Annotated in this window: 13 protein-coding genes and 1 other annotated feature; of the genes, 5 read left to right on the top strand and 8 right to left on the bottom strand. The window is 50.6% G+C overall.

Annotation, left to right across the window (positions count from 1 at the left end; all coding sequences use genetic code 11):
- Positions 1-25: 25 nt before the first annotated feature.
- Both QQK89_RS15880 and QQK89_RS15885 read right to left on the bottom strand, forming a co-directional pair.
- Complete coding sequence (locus tag QQK89_RS15880; RefSeq protein ID WP_284239602.1) at positions 26-535, bottom strand: methylated-DNA--[protein]-cysteine S-methyltransferase; 510 nt, start codon at positions 533-535, stop codon at positions 26-28.
- Entirely contained in the window at positions 532-1,110 is a 579-nt protein-coding gene (locus QQK89_RS15885; protein WP_284239603.1) for a bifunctional transcriptional activator/DNA repair enzyme AdaA, read from the bottom strand. Before QQK89_RS15885 ends, QQK89_RS15880 begins: the two co-directional genes overlap by 4 nt.
- 156 nt (positions 1,111-1,266) lie before the next feature.
- On the opposite strand from QQK89_RS15885, the gene QQK89_RS15890 reads away from it, so the two are divergent.
- Both QQK89_RS15890 and QQK89_RS15895 read left to right on the top strand, forming a co-directional pair.
- The gene (locus QQK89_RS15890; RefSeq protein WP_284239604.1) at positions 1,267-2,175 is read left to right on the top strand and encodes a DNA-3-methyladenine glycosylase family protein; all 909 of its coding nucleotides are present in this window, start codon (positions 1,267-1,269) and stop codon (positions 2,173-2,175) included.
- Between the two features lie 18 nt (positions 2,176-2,193).
- Positions 2,194-2,940 (top strand): SDR family NAD(P)-dependent oxidoreductase, encoded by a 747-nt coding sequence (locus tag QQK89_RS15895; RefSeq protein WP_284239605.1) that lies wholly within the window; start codon positions 2,194-2,196, stop codon positions 2,938-2,940.
- Positions 2,941-3,193: 253 nt separating this feature from the next.
- Here the strand turns inward: QQK89_RS15895 and QQK89_RS15900 are convergent, their stop codons facing one another.
- The 6 genes from QQK89_RS15900 to QQK89_RS15925 all read right to left on the bottom strand — a co-directional run bounded on the left by QQK89_RS15900 (position 3,194) and on the right by QQK89_RS15925 (position 10,452).
- Positions 3,194-4,201 carry an LLM class flavin-dependent oxidoreductase gene (locus QQK89_RS15900; RefSeq protein ID WP_284239607.1) on the bottom strand — a complete coding sequence of 336 codons (1,008 nt, stop codon included), beginning with the start codon at positions 4,199-4,201 and terminating at the stop codon, positions 3,194-3,196.
- An 886-nt stretch (positions 4,202-5,087) separates the two neighbouring features.
- Positions 5,088-6,557, bottom strand: a complete 1,470-nt coding sequence (locus QQK89_RS15905) for a hypothetical protein (protein ID WP_284239608.1) — start codon at positions 6,555-6,557, stop codon at positions 5,088-5,090.
- 109 nt (positions 6,558-6,666) lie between these two features.
- Positions 6,667-7,038: an iron chaperone gene (locus QQK89_RS15910; protein ID WP_284239609.1), complete on the bottom strand. Its 372-nt coding sequence runs from the start codon at positions 7,036-7,038 to the stop codon at positions 6,667-6,669.
- Between the two features lie 70 nt (positions 7,039-7,108).
- Complete coding sequence (argS, locus tag QQK89_RS15915) at positions 7,109-8,797, bottom strand: arginine--tRNA ligase (RefSeq protein ID WP_284239610.1); 1,689 nt, start codon at positions 8,795-8,797, stop codon at positions 7,109-7,111.
- Positions 8,798-8,846: 49 nt separating this feature from the next.
- Positions 8,847-9,087 (bottom strand) — a binding site (T-box leader).
- Between the two features lie 44 nt (positions 9,088-9,131).
- Positions 9,132-9,452, bottom strand: a complete 321-nt coding sequence (locus QQK89_RS15920) for a thioredoxin family protein (RefSeq protein ID WP_284239611.1) — start codon at positions 9,450-9,452, stop codon at positions 9,132-9,134.
- A gap of 46 nt (positions 9,453-9,498) precedes the next feature.
- The gene (locus QQK89_RS15925; RefSeq protein WP_284239612.1) at positions 9,499-10,452 is read right to left on the bottom strand and encodes an L-lactate dehydrogenase; all 954 of its coding nucleotides are present in this window, start codon (positions 10,450-10,452) and stop codon (positions 9,499-9,501) included.
- A 545-nt stretch (positions 10,453-10,997) separates the two neighbouring features.
- On the opposite strand from QQK89_RS15925, the gene QQK89_RS15930 reads away from it, so the two are divergent.
- The 3 genes from QQK89_RS15930 (at position 10,998) to QQK89_RS15940 (ending at position 14,754) form a co-directional block, all read left to right on the top strand.
- Entirely contained in the window at positions 10,998-11,957 is a 960-nt protein-coding gene (locus tag QQK89_RS15930) for an ABC transporter permease (protein ID WP_284239613.1), read from the top strand.
- Between the two features lie 101 nt (positions 11,958-12,058).
- Positions 12,059-12,976, top strand: coding sequence for a carbohydrate ABC transporter permease (locus QQK89_RS15935; RefSeq protein WP_284239614.1), 918 nt, complete (start codon positions 12,059-12,061; stop codon positions 12,974-12,976).
- 71 nt (positions 12,977-13,047) lie between these two features.
- Positions 13,048-14,754 (top strand): extracellular solute-binding protein, encoded by a 1,707-nt coding sequence (locus tag QQK89_RS15940; protein ID WP_284239615.1) that lies wholly within the window; start codon positions 13,048-13,050, stop codon positions 14,752-14,754.
- Positions 14,755-14,776 lie beyond the last annotated feature (22 nt).

Here is a 14,776-nt window from a genome sequence, read left to right on the forward strand (position 1 = left end):
GGCGTCCCTTCTGCCATTTCTATAATTAGTTACGCTGTTGTTCCAGTTCAAGCAGCGCGGTCTTCATCGGTATACCTCCGCGGTAGCCGGTCATGGACCCGGTCTTGCCTACAATTCGGTGGCACGGAAGGATGATCAGAAGCGGGTTTGCGCCAACCGCGGCGCCAACCGCGCGGGCAGCATGCGGCCGGCCGATCGTCTCGGCAAGGTCGGAATAAGCGGCCGTGCTGCCATACCGTACCTCGCTCATGGCCTGCCATACTTTCTGCTGGAACGGGGTGCCTACCAGATCAAGGGGCAAAGAGAAGACATCCAAACTCCCTTGAAAATATTTCGAGAACTCATGCGCGTACTTCTCCATCTCCGCATCGTGGCGGACAAGCTCATAGCCCGGCAGGCGAGCTTCGGCCCATTCGGCCAGCTCTTCGTAAGAGGCGCCTTGCGAACCTACGTAACAAAGGCCGGTGTCCGTTGCGGCCAAATGTAGGTTCCAGTCGTCGTGTTGAAGCAAGGTCCAGTATACGTTTTTACTCATGGCTTTTGTTTCTCTCCTCGGTATTGGGTTGGGGTAAGTCCGGTTGCTCCCTGAAATCTCGTTGCAAAATGGGCGGCGTTTGCATAGCCTACCTGTCCGGCAATATCGGTGACAGGCAGGTTCGTAGAGGCAAGCAGCTTCATCGCCTCTTGCATTCGGATTTGCTGTATATAGGCTGCGGGCGTAGAACCCGTTAGTCTTTTGAAAGTGCGCTGAAGATGGTAAGGACTTAGATGAAGCGCGTCCGCAAGATGGGACAAGGTGAGCGGCTCCCGGTAATGCGTTTGGATATAGACGCGCGCGTGCGTTGCCCATTCTTCATCCGGCAGATGCCGCTCGGCGGGCTTGCATCGTTTGCATGGACGGAATAACTCGGACTCGGCATCGCTGGCCGTCTGGAAGATCCGGACATGCGAGCGGTTAGGAGGCTTCGACTTGCAAGACGGCCGGCAAAAAATTCCCGTCGTTGTTACTCCATAATACCATTGCCCGTCATAGGAACTGTCATTCGATAGAACGGCAAGCCATTTGTCCTCCGGGATGTTGCCCGCGTTAACCGCTTCCGTATTTCCCATTGTTGATCACCTCTTCGTCTAGTATACCTTGCGTGGACCAAGAATCGTAAGCGGGAGCGAATGAAAGCGCAAGATTACGAAAGCGGGACGCCAAGTTGGTATGGTTCAATGAATGGAGTAAAATGGAGGAAGATCTACTTGGGAGGAACCTTAACAATGCCGGATTCATCGATCCTATATATAAAAGTACCGGAACCGTTTAACTATAACGAGACCGTCAATTATTTGCGGAGATCGCCTAACGAACTGCTGTATCAAGTAGAAGGCGACGTCGTCTATCGGCTTATTCCTTCCGCAAGCGGGGAAGAACCAGCCGCGGTGGAGATCCGTCATTCCGACGCAGGCGAATTGGTTGTGCGGGTTGTTGGCGAGGAACGGGTCCATATAGAGCGGCAGCGGGAGATTGAAGCGTATATCCGGGAATGGTTTGATTTCGATACGGATTTAAGTCCCTTTTACGATATGGCGGGGAAGGATCCTCTGCTCGTCCATGCGATCAGCCGCTTCCACGGCCTCCGGAGCGTGGGGATTTCCGACTTGTTCGAAGCCTTATGCTGGGGGATTATCGGGCAGCAGATCAATCTGGCTTTTGCCTATACGCTCAAAAAACGGTTCGTGGAGGCCTACGGGCAAAGCTTGGAGCGGGAAGGCCGGACGTACTGGCTGTTCCCGGAACCCGGGACCATCGCGGCATTAAAGACGGAAGACTTGACGCCGATGCAGATGACCGTGAAAAAATCCGAATATCTCATTGGGGTAGCCAAACTTATGGCTGAAGGGACTTTAAATAAACATGGCTTGCTGGAGCTAGGGGATTTCGCGGCGATCGAGAAGCAGCTTATCGCGATCCGGGGTATCGGACCGTGGACGGCTAATTATGTTCTGATGCGTTGCTTGCGGCTGCCTAACGCGTTCCCGATCGCGGATGTCGGGCTTCATAATTCAATCAAAGCGTTGACGGGAAGCGAGGCGAAGCCCTCGATCAGCGAGATTAAGCGGATGGCGGAAGGCTGGAAGGGCTGGGAAGCTTACGCGACCTTTTATCTGTGGCGGATTTTATATTAAGGAAGGAGATAGATTTAGATGAAGTTTGAAGGGAAAGTCGTCGTCATTACAGGTGCGGGAAGAGGAATCGGAGCAGCGCTGGCGGTTGCCTATGCAGCCGAAGGAGCAAGCGTTGCGGCAGTTGAGCGCGATGCCGAACTGGCGAAGCAGACGGTTGACGGCATTGTGGCATCGGGCGGGAAGGCAGTTGCCGTTACGGCCGATCTTAGCCGTCCTGAAGACATTGCGGCAGCTTTCGCCGAGATCGACGAGCGGTATGGCCGGATGGATGTGCTGATCAATAACGCGGGTCTAGGAAAGTGGAAATCGCCGTACGATCTTGAACTCGACGAGTGGGACTACGTGCTGAATACCAATCTGCGGGGAACTTTTCTGTGCGCAAAAGAAGCGGCAAAGCGGATGCGGGAACATGGCGGCGGATCGATTGTGAACATGGCTTCGACCCGTGCACTGATGTCCGAGCCGAATTCGGAGGCGTACGCGGCGTCCAAAGGCGGCATCGTTGCGTTGACGCATGCGCTTGCGGTATCGCTTGGACCGGACCATGTGAGGGTCAACGCGATTAGCCCGGGCTGGATCGAGAATGGCGATTACGGCGCGCTTCGCCCGGAGGACCATTCGCAGCATCCGGCCGGCCGGGTCGGCAGACCGGACGATATCGTCCGGGCCTGCTTTTATTTGACGGATCCGGCGAATGACTTCGTGACCGGCATCAACCTCGTTGTGGACGGCGGCATGACGCGAAAAATGATTTACGAGGAGTAGCGGCGGGGATTTCATCCAACGAAATCAGCCGTTTATGTAGCAAAGAGGCGAATGGAGTGCTTTACGCTGGACTGAATCCGACGTAGCACCATTCGCCTCATTTAATTCGTTTTTTACTGTAGAAAATCCAATCTAGCACGGGAGGGCGCAGCCAGGTAGTCTGGCGGACCTGTTATGCCCGGCAAGCGGCAAAGTCCGCTATTCCGACTAGTTGGCAGGGGCTCATATGAGCGAGTATGCTCTTCCTAAGAGCTTATCCCTGTAGCCCAAATGCCTCGGCAATCAGCCGGTACGATTTCACGCGAGCTTCGAAGTTGTGGATAGAGCTCATGACGAGCACCTCATCCGCGTCGTATTCTGCCGCCATACGTTCAATGCCGGCTTTTACCTGCTCCGGCGTGCCGATAATGCGCCGTTCTCTGGCGCGGTTGATTCGGTACAGATCCGACTCCGTATACGGATAATCGTAGGCGGTCTTGACCGAAGGGAAGCTGATCTGGTCAACGCCGTTCTCCAGCAGCAGGAAGAACAGATCCGTACTAAGCGCAAGCTCGTTTGCTTCTTCCTCCGTATCCGTGCAAATCGCCAGTACCGCAATCATGGAATGCGGTTTGTCGTATAGAACGGAAGGTTCGAAGGTGTCGCGGTAATGCTTCATCGCTGTTTCGCCGCCCGGCGTACCGAAGAACTGCGCAAAAGCATATTGCGTCCCAAGCTGGGCGGCAATCCGCGCGCTCTCGTAACTGGAGCCAAGCAGCCATACTTCGGGCACTTGATTGATAGAAGGAGCCGCGTGCAGGCCGGTGAAAGGATGACCTTCGGGCATTTTGCCGCGCAAGTATCCGATTAGATCGATGATTTGCTGCGGATACTTGTTAATATCTACAAATTTGTGTTCCTGCAGCGCGCGTGTCGCTATCGGCATGCCGCCGGGCGCACGGCCGAGACCAACATCGATCCGGCCAGGATGAAGCGCTTCTAGCAGCTTGAAATTTTCGGCGACTTTATAAGAGCTGTAATGCGGCAGCATGATTCCGCCCGATCCGACGCGGATCCGCGAAGTTGCCGCCGCGAGATGGGCGATTAGAATTTCAGGGCTGGAGAAGGAGAGCATCCTGCCCGCATGATGTTCGGAGATCCAGTAACGGCTGTAGCCGAATGCTTCCGTTTCTTGAGCGAGACGGGTTGTATCCGCTAATGTAGTAGCAGCGGTCTGTCCTTCGTTAATATGGGACTGGTCGAGAACGCCCAGTTTGATCATAAGTGCTGGCACCTCCTGCGCATGATAAGTGAACTAAATTTGATTATACCTTAAAAAGGCTAACTGTTACAAAAAAGTATACAGTATAGGCCGTAAATATTGACTTCAGCGGCTATAAAGGGTATTATTACACAAGCTTGAATACGAACAGTAAGGGTGAAAATCTTGAATTCGAAACTTCAAATTAAGAGCGTAACCTTAGCGGACAAAGACTTGAAATCCGGTTTATTCCAGTACATTATGACACTTCAAGACGGCTCTAGAGCAAGACTTTTCTACAGCAACAAACCAGAGTGGCACCTGACAGGCGTAACCCGTCTGCTCAACGTACCATGCCCACTGTGCATGAAAGATTACTACTGCGGTTGCTTTGAGAAAAATGCAGAACTGTTTGACCGTCAAGTGAATGAGCACGATTTTATTCCTGCATCCATGAGAGCTTAGGCTTCATAGTATGACGAAACGGCTTCGACCAAGCGTGAACGGTTGCCCTTAAGGGTACCGTACACCGCTAGTCGAAGCCGTTTGTCGTTTTCTTCCGCATCGTCCCTCAACCAGCCGCTGTAGCAGGCAAAAAACCTGCTACAGTTATAATCCGCCGCCTAGCGTGCCCAACCAGCCCTTGTAGCAGGCAAAAAGCCTGCTACAGCGCTCATCCGCCGCCTAGCGTGCCCAACCAACCGTTGTAGCAGGTAAAAAGCCTGCTACAGCGCTCATCAGCCGCCTAGCGCGCCCAACCAGCCGTTGTAGCAGGCAAAAAGCCTGCTACAGTCCTAATCCGCCGCCTAGCGTGCCCAACCAGCCCTTGTAGCAGGCAAAAAGCCTGCTACAAAGGCTCGCCCGCAGCTCCGCGCACCAAACCAGCGCATGCAGCGGGTAAGATAGCTTATTTCCGCGCTCCGCCTTCTACGATATTGAAGTAATAGTTCACCGGATCTTCGCAGGTCGCCCAATCCTCTATCGTTTGCGGAGCGCAAACCTGCAATAAATGGGCTGTGACCGGAAGCTGCCCGTCTTCGATTTTGTAGACGCCTTTGCCGTCAACGCCATAGTTATTCTGATCCTTCATCGCATAATTCCCCTGAATCCCATCATGCATTAGCTCGAATCGGGTATACCGATGTTCACCGCCTGAAGGCATGAGCTCCAGTAACTTCAAACTTTGCATTTGCTCTGCGAGATGGTCGGTTGACATCAACTGTGGAAATTGCAGCCAGGAATCCGTCAAACTGCGTCTCAAGGATACGGTTTGACCGGAAGCGTTGTAATCGGCCCACAAGTGGGAGTAGTGTCCCGTATGATCCATGTCCGTCAAGTAGAAATGAATCTCCTTAACTTCGCCGTCAGTCGAAAATGTGGTATCAAAGTTATTTACTCCAGCCTGACTGCCTAATCCCGCTTGGGCAGCAACCATCTTAAGCACGCCGTCAACGCCAAGCTGTTCGGCCGAAATATGGCGGAGAGTCGAATGACGGGGCTCCGAGTCGAAGTGGTTAATAATCGTCGGAGACACCAACTGAAGCACATACATAAGTAGTCCCAGCAGCGCCGCTTTATCCTTGATAGGGATATTGGGTCTTGGTTTCCGGAAAAATAGCAAGTAAACAACAAAGCCTAGCGGCAGCTTATTGCCGTTCAGCGCGAACGTAAATCCTCCCAGCAGGAGATATCCGATAAGCTTCCACCCGAGCCCGGTTTCCGGCTCCGAGCGTTTGCGGTACAACAGAACGAGGCAAGCAATAACGAGCAGGCTGAATACGATGGGGATCCAATAGCCAAGCTTGCTTTCGTCCTTCTGGTGATAGCCGTACAAATAAAAGCCCGAAAAATGAACATTAACTCCGTCCGCAAACTTCTCTCTGTATTTATCGTCAATAAAAACCGAAGTTTTGTTGTTCGGGCCTTGACCTGCACCGTACTGGTCACCCAGCAAATCGTTATGATCCGCATCGGTGATTGTCCATTTAAACCCACCTGTATAAGTGAAGGTATGATCGCCAATCCGGGATAAACTCAGAATCTGACCTGACTCTCTTCTAGCATGTGTCCTAACGTCCAATTGAATATAAAAGTCCGAATCCCGCTTGCCGACCTTCTCCAAAATAATATCCGAACCAAACTTTTCCGCGATGACAAGGTTAAGCTTGTTTTCTCCAACTTCTTCCGGAATCCATTCCGGCTTGAGAAAGAAGTCCACCGGTATGCCTTCCTTAACCAGGGAAAGGCTGTAGCCGTCTTGGTTAATAATCCGGTTGTACACCGCGGAGCTGCGGTTATGGTAGAGCTGGAGCGCCGTAATGACGATAACGACGGCCAGAACGCCAACTGTTATTTTCCATGTTAATTTCCAATTCAATAGAAAACCCCCTTCGGCTTATTCCATGACCCGTTGTATACACCTGTATCTATATACACTGGGAAAACAAGGAAGGTTGCGGTTAGGGGGAAGAATTTCTAATTAGTGTCTATTTCCGCCAGAAAGTCGAGCAGTCTGCTTTATCTTCGATATTAAACGCGATCAGCTTCTCCAATAAGGAGAAATCGACCTCGTTCTTCCAAGGAATGCGGAACAACCCTTTGGTATGGTCATAACCGGCTTTAACAATATCGTCAGCAAAGCGATCAATAACGATGTTTTCTGGGGCAACCGACATATGTTGCTTGGAGACGCTGAAGCCAATAATGAAAGTGCCATGATCCGTGAACATCGGCTGGTTCCATGCGAGCTTTGGTTCTAAGCTTGGAAATTTCTCCGCTACCCAGCTTAATACTTCCTCGGTACGCGCCCGGTGTTCGGGATGATCGATTTTCGTCAAATATGATTCAAAAGCCTCCATGGGATCCCTCCGCAATTGTGCAAGTTATACTAGTAATGATAGCAGGAGGAAAGGGCTCAAACAACTTGCCCTACATCTCCTTTAAGGCTTTCAGACCCAACAGCTTAAGGCCGTCTTCCAGACACTCGGCCGTTAATTGCACGAGTGCAAGCTTGGCGTCCTGCTCAGCCGTATAACCCGTAATGATTTTTTCATGGTGATAGAACCGGTTGAACGTCTGCGCCAGATCAATGAGATAACGGGCAACCACGGAAGGTTCATAACGCGCTGCCGCTTGGGCGAGCACTTCAGGGTACCGTAGCAGCGCTTTGACCAGCTGCCAGGCATAATCGCCGGATGCATGGCTGAAGTCGGCGGCCTCAAGCTCCTTAGGTATGCCAGCAGAGCAACCAGCTTTCCGCAGCAAGCTTTGCGTCCGGGCATACGTGTATTGCACATATGGACCGGTCTCGCCTTCGAAGTTAACGACGTCTTCTAAGGAGAAATTCACCTCATGTTGACGCGAGTGGAGCAAATCGCCAAATATAACGGCACCGACGCCTACCGCTTCCGCAACCTCGGCCTTGCCGGAAAGAGAAGGATTCTTCTCCTCAATAATGCGCAGAGCATGTGCCGCCGCTTCATCCAGTACATCTTCGAGGAATACGACTTTGCCTCTGCGGGTCGACATTTTTTGCCCGTCCATTAGCATTAGGCCAAACGGAATATGTTTGCATTGGTCCGCCCAGCCATAGCCCATCCGTTCGAGCACCAGGAACAACTGGCGGAAGTGGAGAGACTGCTCCGCGCCAACGACATACAGCAGCTCTTCGCCGCCCATTTGTTCCTGGCGATAGATCGCCGTTGCGAGATCGCGGGTTGCGTAGATGGAGGAACCGTCGGATTTCTTGATGATGCAAGGAGGCAAGCCTTCATCGTCGAGACGTACAACAAGTGCGCCGTCGCTTTCTTCCAATAATCCGCGCTGCGACAGCTGCTCTACGACCGCGTCCATTTTATCGTTATAGAAGCTTTCGCCAAGATAATGGTCGAAGGATACGCCTAAACGGTCGTACAGCTTATTGAAGGCTGCGAGGCTGTCTTCAATGAACATGCTCCAATAGCGGCGAGCATCGGGATCTGCGGCTTCCAGCTTCACGAACCACTCTCTTGCTTCCGTCTCCAGATCCGGCTGAAGTTTGGCTTCTTCATGAAAGCGGACATAAAGCTCAAGGTAAGCTTTAATGGGATCATCTGCTTTATCCGCGGGATTGCCCCAATGCAGGTAAGCCGTAATCATTTTGCCGAATTGCGTTCCCCAGTCGCCCAGATGATTAACGTTAACCGTATCGTAGCCGACCTTGCGCAGCAGGTTGTATAAGGCATTGCCAATCATTGTGGAGCGTAAATGCCCGATCCCAAACGGTTTGGCGATATTCGGAGAAGACATATCGATAATGACGCGTTTGCCGTTGCCAATCTCCGGTATACGTGCCCCGCCATCTTGCGCGAGCTGCTCGGCGATGGCCGCACGGTTAAATTTAAAGTTCAGGTAAGGTCCAGCCGCTTCCGTTGTCCATTGTCCGCTGGGAAGGGAATCCGCTAATTGGACGGCAATTTGATTCGGACTTTGTTTCATCGTTTTGGACAAGGCGAAGCAGGGGAATGCAACGTCGCCAAGTTGATCGTTAGGCGGGAACTCCAGAAGATCAAGGATTTGCTGCCCGGTTAGCGGAGAGCAATAGTCAGCTAGCGCTGCGGCGATTATTTCTTTTAACATGGGGGAAACCTCCTAAATAATATATAAACGCAAAAAACCCCCGTCTCGTTGAAGAGACGGGGGTTAATCCCGTGGTGCCACTCTTGTTGCTTATGGGCTGCCGAACATGAAGCCGCCGCCATAAACATCTCGCCGTTGTAACGGTTCCGAACCGGGCAGACCTACTGCAATACTGCTTCGGCCAACCATCTCCCGGGTCCTCTTCGCATTAAGCGCCATCACCGGCTTTCACCTCCCCGGCTCGCTGTTCATGGCTATCTTACTGGTACTGTCCCGTTCCTCGATGATAATTATAACGAACATCATACTAGAAATTATCTGAATAATCAATCGACTATTTATTTCGCTGGCCAAGAATCTGGATAAACGACTGGCAAGCCACAAAAGTCCGCATGACCGTGATAGGCTCGCCGTTCTTATACAGAGCGATAGCGGGGACGGAGCGCAATTCAAGCGGAGCGGCGGTAAGCGGAAAGAGGTCGATATTCACCGACGTAACGGTCATCTCTTCTCTAAGAGCAGGCGCTGCTGCTTCCAACTGAGCGGCGATGGTATGGCAAGGCGTGCAGAAGGTGCTGCGGTACAGGACAAGGACGGATCTGCCGCTTGCAATAAGCTCCTGAAGCTGTTGATCGGTAAGTTGGTTTAAAGACATAAGTTTGTTATCTCCCGGACACTTTCGAATGATGCCATTCATTGTATCACCCAAGGGACAACTGCTCAATCGCATTTCTTATCGTGCGGCAAGAAAAGTTCATTTGCTGCTCTTCCAGAGGCGTCAGGTTAAGCTCGACAATTTCTTTGACGCCGCTGCGGGTAATAATGGCGGGGACGCCTGCCGCAAGGCCGCTCTGGCCGTATTCCTGCTCCAAGACGGCAGAGACGGCGATGATGCGATGCTCGTCGTTTAATATGGAACGGGTAATGTAAGCGAGGGCGTTGCCGATGCCATAATGCGTTGATCCTTTGCGTGTGAATATTTCCCAGCCTGCGTTTTTGGTCTGCTCGGCGATTTTCTCGAGCTTAACATGGCCAAAACGCGCGGGATGCTGGGCCAAAATATCCCGAATCGGCTTGCCGCCAATCGTGACATGCGACCAGGCGGGGAATTGCGATTCGCCGTGTTCACCAAGCACATAGCCGTGAACGCTGCGCGGATCAACGGGGAAATGCTCGCAGAGCAGCGTCTTCAGCCGAGAGGAGTCGATAGACGTTCCGGTACCAATAACCTGACCGCGAGGAAGTCCTGACAGCTTCCACACCATATAAGTAACGACGTCAACAGGATTGGCAGCCGCGAGAACAATGCCTTGAAATCCGCTGTTCATGATCCGTGGAATCATATCTTTGTAAATGTCATAGACCAGGCTAAGCGTCCCAATCCGGTCCTTGCCCTCAGTCGGATAGCCCCCAGCGCAAAGGATGACAACATCCATATCCGTGCAATCCTCGTAGGTGCCGGTGTAAATCCTGGTGCGGCTTTGCACAAAGTCCATGCCATGCGACAGGTCGAGCGCTTGCGCCACGGCACGGTCCGGCGTCCGGCCTATAAGCATGATTTCGTCGCAGATCGACTGATTGATGAGAGAATACGCGCAGCTTGAACCCACGTTGCCAACCCCTGCGATCGCTACCTTGCGCGCCTTGCTCCTCATGCCGTTCAGCCCCTCGTTACAATAGTTGTTACTTTAATATATGGGCTTGCATACCAAACATGTGACGGCGAAGTTACGGTTATGTTTGTCTATAAGGGAAGGACGAACATAACCTGTGATCATAACGGTGCCGCCCGCGTGAACCATGTCATAAGTCATGCTGTCTGAAGTTAGGATAGGTGATAATACGACCAGAACCTCCAAAAACCTACATTTTACGACAAACATATTTAATATATTATTTAGATTAAACGATATTGAGAACGTTAGAAAAAGAAAGATAAAGCGCTAAACCTTTTGAAAATCGCCGATTTTTGCCCAATTATTCCGTAAAATCGTTCATTGGTAGTATTGATTCTATATATTAAATATATTATATTTATATGTATGTAACCGCTTTCAGTTGATGGGTGACAAAACGGCCGATTCCGCAATTGAGTAGCAAGTTGCTTTTAAGCCCGAGCAATTGCTTACGAAGTATGAATTGTACCACTGGCAGAGAGCCTGGCCGTGGGGGTGTTATTCATTATAGGAGGTGGAAGACGATGATTGTGAACGAGGCAAAAATCGAAGCCATACCAATACCGGAGAAGAAAACGAAAAGCGATGTCTGGGCGAAAGTCTGGAGATTCAGGCACGCCTACTTGTTTATGCTTCCAGCCGTAATATGGTATCTGGTGTTCAGCTATTATCCGATGTACGGCGTACTCATTGCCTTTAAAGATTTCAAGTACAACCTCGGCATATTGGGAAGTCCATGGGAAGGATTGCGGTTCTTCAAGCAGTTCCTGAATGATTCCAATTTTTACTCGGTCCTCAAAAATACGCTGTCGATCAGCGGCCTTAAGCTGTTGTTCGGATTTCCGGCGCCACTTATTCTCGCCTTAATGCTTAATGCTGTGATGCGCAGCAAAGTTAAACGGATCTTCCAAACGATTTCTTACCTGCCTCACTTTGTATCCTGGGTCGTTGTCGTCACTCTGATGCAAAAGATTCTTTCTCCTAACGTTGGTCTTGTGAATGATATCCGTGAAAAAATGGGACTCGATGCCATCTTCTTCATGGGCCTGCCGAAATTATTTTATCCTCTCGTCATTTCCTCCGATATTTGGAAGGGCATTGGATGGGGATCGATCATTTATTTGGCCGCATTAACCAACATTGATCCACACTTGTATGAAGCCGCGGAAATGGACGGCGCGGGACGCTGGAGCAAGCTGTTCAAAATCACGCTGCCAACCCTGGTGCCTACGATCGGCATTCTGCTCATCTTCTCCTTAAGCGGCATTCTGAATGCCGGGTTTGACCAAATATGGCTAATGCAGACGCCTGCAACATTAAGCGTCTCTGAGATATTGGACACCTACGTGCTCAAAACGGGTATCCAGCAAGGACAATTCGCGTATTCCACGGCGATCGGTTTGTTCAAATCGGCGATCTCGCTGGTCCTCATCATAACGGTGAACAAGGTAGCCAAGAAGGTAAGCGACGTGTCTTTATGGTAAATGGTTGTCTTATCAATTCATAAGATTATGCTTTCGAGGTATGAATCATCACAATGAACTAATCGTTCATTGGGTGACAATTCATTATAGGAGGTGCATGAATGGGAACGAGAAGATTGTCGGCAGCCGATAGAATTTATTCGAGTTTGAATTATACCGTGCTGATCATATTTTGCCTGACGGCACTCTACCCTTTTATTTACTTTTTAGCGCTTTCGTTCAATGACGGTTATGATGCCATGAAAGGCGGCATTTACCTCTACCCGCGAGTGTTCACGCTTGAGAACTACTCCAAGGCGTTTAATAATCCCCAGATCTTGAATGCCTTTTGGATATCCATTTCACGGACGGTAATCGTTACCCTATGTTCCGTCATGCTGACTTCTATGCTAGCTTATGGGCTTTCGCGGAAAGGTCTTCCCGGAAGAAAATATATCGTCTTTTTCTTCTTCTTTACGACCTTGTTCAGCGGCGGATTGATTCCAACTTTCATTTTGTACCGTCAAATCCATATTATCGATACGTATTGGGTGCTGGTACTGCCTGTGCTGTATGACTTTTTTAACGCGATTGTGATGAAAACGTTTTTTGACGGGATCCCTCCAAGCTTGTCGGAGTCGGCCCGAATCGACGGCGCAAGCGAAATGCAGGTGTTTGCGCGAATCATTCTCCCGCTTTCCATGCCTGTGTTGGCTACCATAGCTTTGTTCGTAGGGGTTGGCGTCTGGAACGACTGGTTTACCGGCCAGTTCTTCATCTCGAAAGAAAGCCTTCAGCCTGCGGCGACATTCCTGAACAAAATGATCAGCGAAGCGTCCTTCCAGACCATGACGGGTTCGGGAAGCAGTGGTTCGGGTATCCAAAACATGAGCCAATCGCAAATGGAGCTGCGGGGCGTAACGCCGGAAGCACTCCGGATGACATTTGTTATCATCATCACCACTCCGATCCTTTGCGTGTATCCTTTCCTTCAAAGGTTCTTCGTAAAAGGCGTATTGGTAGGTTCGCTTAAAGAGTAGTCGCGAGGCGAAGGGTATAAAAGGCATTGCCTTTTATATATAAAAATTAAAAAATGAGAGGGGCTTGTCAAATGCGTAAAACCAGATTAAAAGGTTCTCTTGGCTTGGCAGCTGCGATTCCACTGCTTGCATTGTCGATGACGGCGTGCAGCGATAACGGGGGGAACAACGAACCAGATGCGTCTGCGCCTGCAGGCAATGCAACGAATTCGGGGCAAAAAGAAGCAGATGCGCCTAAGCCGGTCACGTTAACGTTCCTGAGCGCATGGAATGGCGGCGGAGCAGGTTTCCCGCAAGATCAAGAGAACAATCCGGTAGCAAAAGCGATTAGAGACAAGACTGGCGTCACGCTCAAGATGGAATCCATCACGACAAGTGAAGTCGAGAAGCTGAATACTATGTTCGCTTCCGGCACGGTTCCGGATATCGTAAATGCTCCGTACTGGTCGACAACCGGCGGTGAAGGACAAGTTATCAAAAAAGCCGCTCTGGAAGGTCAGCTTCTTGACTTAACGCCTTATCTCGATAAATATCCGAATGTTAAGAGACTGGTCACGACTGGCATAGCGAAAGACTTTGCCGAGTTTGACATGAATAGCCCTGATCTGGAGGGCAAGCAATATATCATTCCGACGGAGACGCCGGACGGTTCGATCGAAAGCATTCATAACTGGAACTACGGCCTGTTTGCCCGCGGCGATATTTTGAAAGCGCTGAATGTAAATGCGGCGGATATTGATACGCAGGAAAAGCTGACCGATTTGCTGGAGAAGATCAAAAACGGCAATTTCAAAGATATTAGCGGCAAGCCGGTTATCCCTGCAGGAACGCTGCACAACGGTTGGGATTCCAGCCAATTCACGAAGGGCTGGACGGGTTACAATATTTCCGACTTCCGCGAGGAAAACGGCAAGTTGACCTTCTGGGCTTTGTCCAAAGACGAAGAAGACAAAATGATGTATTTGCGCAAGTTGATCCAAGGCGGACTGTTTGATCCTGAAGCATTCAGCAACACCGATACAACGGCGATGGAGAAGCTGACCACCGGCAAGCTTGCTGTATTCGGAGCTCAACCTATGCTTGGCGATTTGTCCAAAACGCTGTATAAGACAAATCCGGAAATGCAATACGAGCTGCTTGGTCCAATGAAGAATAAGAATGGCGAAATCGCAACGCAAGTTGAGAAGCCAGGACGTTCCGGATTCCCTGCGATCTTCTTGAGCGCGAAAATCAAAGACCCGGATGCGGCACTGCGTTACCTTGATTTCGTAAACAGCGACGAAGGCCGTCTGCTTGCTTATTGGGGTATTGAAGGCAAAGATTACACGATGGTGGACGGAAGACCGCAATGGATTCCGGACGTGAAGAAGCAGTTTGACGAGAATCCGGACTTGAAGCGCGACGAAGGACTTAACTTCCTGCCGGGCCGATTCACTGGCGCATTCTCCGATACGGTGACATGGCCAAAAACGGATGATCAAAAAACGCAATGGGATAAGCTGGAGGAAAGCTTCTCCGTAAAAATGCCTATTAAAATCATCGATAAAGTAAGCGCCAGCTATCTGGAAAGAGACTGGCCGAAATATCAGCAATATCGCGACAAAGTAGGCAGCTTTGACTTTAACGCGGAATTGCAAAAAGCATACTTCGCGAAGTCGGATGATGAAGCTTTGAAAATCCTTCACAAAGCGCAAGACAAGTTCAAAGACGCCGGTGCTGAGGAAATGACCGAGTATGTGGCGCAAAAAGCCGCAGAACGGGATGACATTGGTTACTAAAATGAGATAGACAAAAAAGCTG

The organism is Paenibacillus glycanilyticus (genome assembly GCF_030161375.1).
Classification (GTDB): domain Bacteria; phylum Bacillota; class Bacilli; order Paenibacillales; family Paenibacillaceae; genus Pristimantibacillus; species Pristimantibacillus glycanilyticus_B.